This is a genomic window from Okeania sp. (genome assembly GCF_983059655.1).
The window spans coordinates 1-4,256 of sequence record NZ_CEZPJD010000693.1 but is presented as its reverse complement, the minus strand read 5'-3'; the positions used below and the strand labels follow the sequence as shown (position 1 = coordinate 4,256).

Here is a 4,256-nt window from a genome sequence, read left to right as displayed (position 1 = left end):
TGTCTTCTAAATTCGTAAAAGCCTTGGTCTGCTATTGACTTGGCTAGCTTATGGTTGGCTAACATTCCAGATACATTTAGGTCTTCTATCACAACAGTGCCGTGGTTCTTGGCTAAATAAGTTGTCAGTTTATGAAGTGCATCTTTACGGATATTAGCTACTCGTCTATGTTGTTTGGCTAGCTTGACTACTGCTTTGTACCAATTCCTTGAATGCTTAACTTTCCTACTTAGTTGTCGTTGTAATTTAGCCAGTCTGTTTTGCGCTTTTTTGTAAGGCTTAACACTATCGAAGACTTCACCTGTGCTGAGTGTTGCTAGTGTCTTAATTCCTAAATCTACACCTACAACTTCTGTAGTTTTTGGTGTTGAAGTTGGAGTAAATTCATAGCTGCAACTTAAATACCAGTCACCAGCTTGTTTACTGATTGTTATTTTTTTAGTTGTTGCTTCAATTGGTTCATAAGTTTTGACTATACCAATAAAAGGTAATTTGTGATTCCATCCGTTTAGTTCTATTGGCTTTCCACAATTATCTATTGTGAATGAATCAGACTTACCTTTCTTTTTAAACCTTGGGCGTTTACCTAAGCCTTGGAAGAATCTTTTAAATGCTTCACCTAAGTGTCGGAAAGCATATTGATAAACTTTAGATGAGAGGTTTTTCATCCAGGGATAGAGTGGTTTTGTGTGATTGGTAAAAACTCTCTTAGCTTACGAGCATTTGGTTTATAACCATCAACATAAGCAGCATTCCACAAACTTAAACCCCAGTTATAACACCAGCGTGAATAGCCAGCGTGTTGAGCCATCAGAGTCTTCTGTTTATTATTAAGTTTCAGCTTTGTTCTAATGGATTTCATGTATGGGTGAGTGCAGCCTGCCTAAAAGTATGTTTTTTAACGTATCATATCGTTATTCTCTGATTAAGTCAATGCTCCCAAGTCAATGTAAATTTCAACTTCAGCAAAATTAATATACAGAGGGTCATGGGTAATGCACCAGCCCTCCTTCTGTAAAGCAGATTTTACTTGATTATGAAAGGTATCTTTTGCTGCCATAGTTTGTTTATTTAAAGATGGCTTTGTTGCATAAATGCGCTGTCTTGCCAGGCAAAAATCCCAAGAAATACACGCTATTGAAAATTGAAAGTTATCTCATCTTCTGTCATTTTGTCTGTTCCTATACATTATCCCTAATTAAATGAAAGTTCCAACATCTTTTGAATAGGTTTCAATGCTGCTACTCGTGTCTCTTCAGGAATAGTAATTTCAGGTATCTGATTTTTCATCGCCAGATATAGTTTTTCTAAAGTATTCAGTCTCATATGAGGACATTCATTGCAAGCACAATTATTCATCGCTGGTGCAGGAATAAAGTTTTTACTAGGTGCATTCTTTTGCATTTGATGAATTATTCCCGGTTCAGTTGCCACAATAAATGTTTGGTTTTGGTTTTCCTGAGAATACTTTAATAAAGCAGTAGTCGAACCAATATAATTAGCATGGCGCAACACACTCGGTTCACATTCTGGATGAGCAATAATTTCAGCTTCAGGATGCTCTATTTTTAATTGCACCATCTTTTTTTCAGAAAATATCTCGTGAACAATGCAACTTCCTTCCCACAAAATTAAATCTCGTCCGGTTTGCTCCATAACATAACGACCCAGGTTACGGTCTGGGGCAAAAATTATGGGTTGGTCTGCTGGTATTTGCTTAACTATTTTCACAGAGTTGGAACTGGTGCAGATAATATCGCTCATTGCTTTAATAGCAGCAGTACAATTAATGTAAGAAACAACTATTGCATCAGGATGGACTGCTTTAAATTTGGCAAATTCTTCCGGTGGGCAACTATCGGCAAGAGAGCAACCTGCGTCTAAGTCTGGCAGAAGTACCAATTTATTAGGGTTGAGAATTTTTGCTGTTTCGGCCATGAAATGAACTCCAGCAAAAACAATGACATCTGCATCTGTTTCTGCTGCTTGTTGGGAAAGACCCAGGGAGTCTCCTATATAGTCAGCAATATCTTGAATATCGGGTTCTTGATAATAGTGAGCTAAAATAACCGCATTTAATTCCTGCTTGAGCTGGGCGATCGCTTCAAATATATCGTTAGGTATATTATCTAAAGTTTGGTTAGTTTTCAGTTGAGTGGCAAACATTATTAAATCTTTCTGTAATTTACTTATTGGTGGCAAGTTTAAGAAACTTTAATCAGTCTATTTTATGATAGATTTATTAATTATAGTAGAATTTATCAAAAATTGAATTTAGAGTTAGTTATGGGAGAAAAAAGTTAATCTTGTAGAGTAAACGAAGATAGATTCAAAAAATGGACAAGTTTATCTTTGCTGGCTTAAAGATTTTAGGTGGAAGCTACTCTGCCAGTAATTTTGAATGAAATTTAAGTAAATATATGCAATCTGTTATACCTCCAAATATAATATTAGATAACTTATTAAAAGATTGGCTGTTAGAAGATATTGGTAGGGGCGATCGCACTACTACAGGATTATTTTCAACAGACAAAATAACTCTAGGTGCAGGTTATTGGTTGGTCAAGGAGTCAGGAGTTATTGCCGGGTTGCCAATTGCAGCTAGAGTATTTCAACTTTTGGATGAAAAGGCCAACTTTTTACCTACTGTTACAGAGGGGGAATGGTGCGAGTCGGGTACTGTAATAGCTAAATTAGATGGGCCTTTAGATAGTTTCTTGACTGGGGAAAGGGTGGCCTTAAATCTGGGGATGCGTTTGAGTGGGATAGCGACTATGACTCGTAAATATGCAGATAAAATTGCCGATCTGTCGGTGCAACTGGTTGATACTCGCAAGACGACTCCAGGACTGAGAATATTAGAAAAATATGCAACTCAAGTTGGTGGGGCGAAAAATCATCGGATGGGTTTGGATGATGCGGTGATGATTAAGGATAATCATATTGCTGCTGCTGGAGGGATTGGAGAAGCGATCGCTAAGGTCAGAGAAACAATACCTTATCCTTTAACTATTGAAGTGGAGACAGAAACATTGGCAGAAGTAGAAACTGCTTTGGAGTATCAGGCAGATATTATTATGCTGGATAATATGTCTGTTGAAGTAATGCAGCAAGCAGTTAAAATGATTAGGCAAAATAATAGTCGTATTAAAATTGAAGCTTCTGGAAATATTACTTTAGAAACTATTAGAAATGTGGCTCAAACAGGTGTCGATTATGTTTCTACTAGCGCTCCTATTACTCGGTCAACTTGGTTAGATTTAAGCATGAAAATAGACAATAATATTAGAAATATAGCAGGAGGAGAAAGATGTTTGGAATAGGGAATATTCAACAATTAATAATTAATAATTAGGGTTTGCGCTCACTAAGGCTATAGAGAGAATTTTGAGGAAAGTTGGTATTGCCTTAGAAATATAAGAATTATTTGCATAAGAATACGTAGTGTTAGCCCAAAAGTCAAAGAAGGCAACACCGATACTATTACTATTAATATAGAGATATAGAGAAAAATCCAGTTGAGCCTAAAAATCAGACTCATCGCTAACCAAAACCTTTAGGTTTATTTTCCTCTAACTGTATATCTGGGAAAGACTTGCGAATTATTTGAATATCAGGCTCTACCTCAATCCACAGGCGAGCACCACCAGCTTGACTTCTATTAGGTTTATGAGGTCGGTAAACTATTTTGCAATTTCCCAGAATCTCTACTTCGTGACAACGATAATTTTTGCCTCCCTGTTTGACAGAAATAGCTGGAAGAGAAGTGCCATGGTCTCGGTTATGGTCAATTTCTTTGCGCAGCACATGGATAAAAGTATTGCCTGTACGGAATCCTTTATTCCAAGTTCCTTGAGGACCTCGACGACCAGGGGTAATTTCTGGCATTCCTCGACTATTCAAAGGAATTATCCAGAATCGTTTGACCTTTTTGGCTCCTTTGAGACGACCTTGCCTGAGAAGTAGCCTGAGTCTGGCGGTAGAAATATTGAGAAGAAAAGCTGCTTCTGTTGTACCTACTGTATCTTTCATAAACTATTCCGGAATATATAAATTTATAAGCTGAATAACTCTGGATGACTAAACCACAAAAAACTAAGTTTGGCAATAATTTTTGATTTTCAAGTATTTACCAGTATTCATTCATAGTAGGGAGGTTGATAGACAATTTTGCAACACCTCAAAGTCTAAACTAACATAACCGTTCTACTAAACTTACCCAAACTTACCCATGCACGATTGCATAAGCTTTGGAG

General features: G+C 36.9%; 4 protein-coding genes and 1 pseudogene. 1 reads left to right on the top strand and 4 read right to left on the bottom strand.

The features are described 5' to 3' along the window. The 3 genes and pseudogenes from AC3DU7_RS26775 to nadA form a co-directional block, all read right to left on the bottom strand. A pseudogene (locus tag AC3DU7_RS26775) lies at positions 1-862 on the bottom strand (RNA-guided endonuclease InsQ/TnpB family protein); the annotation flags it as partial. 63 nt (positions 863-925) lie between these two features. Continuing rightward, positions 926-1,060, bottom strand: a complete 135-nt coding sequence (locus tag AC3DU7_RS26770; protein ID WP_488042308.1) for an element excision factor XisH family protein — start codon at positions 1,058-1,060, stop codon at positions 926-928. Positions 1,061-1,194: 134 nt separating this feature from the next. Further along, positions 1,195-2,166 carry a quinolinate synthase NadA gene (nadA, locus tag AC3DU7_RS26765; protein ID WP_488042307.1) on the bottom strand — a complete coding sequence of 324 codons (972 nt, stop codon included), beginning with the start codon at positions 2,164-2,166 and terminating at the stop codon, positions 1,195-1,197. A gap of 254 nt (positions 2,167-2,420) precedes the next feature. On the opposite strand from nadA, the gene nadC reads away from it, so the two are divergent. Continuing rightward, positions 2,421-3,323, top strand: coding sequence for a carboxylating nicotinate-nucleotide diphosphorylase (nadC, locus tag AC3DU7_RS26760; RefSeq protein ID WP_488042306.1), 903 nt, complete (start codon positions 2,421-2,423; stop codon positions 3,321-3,323). 220 nt (positions 3,324-3,543) lie between these two features. Here the strand turns inward: nadC and AC3DU7_RS26755 are convergent, their stop codons facing one another. Beyond that, positions 3,544-4,032, bottom strand: coding sequence for a DNA-binding protein (locus AC3DU7_RS26755; RefSeq protein WP_488042305.1), 489 nt, complete (start codon positions 4,030-4,032; stop codon positions 3,544-3,546). Between the last annotated feature and the right edge of the window lie 224 nt (positions 4,033-4,256).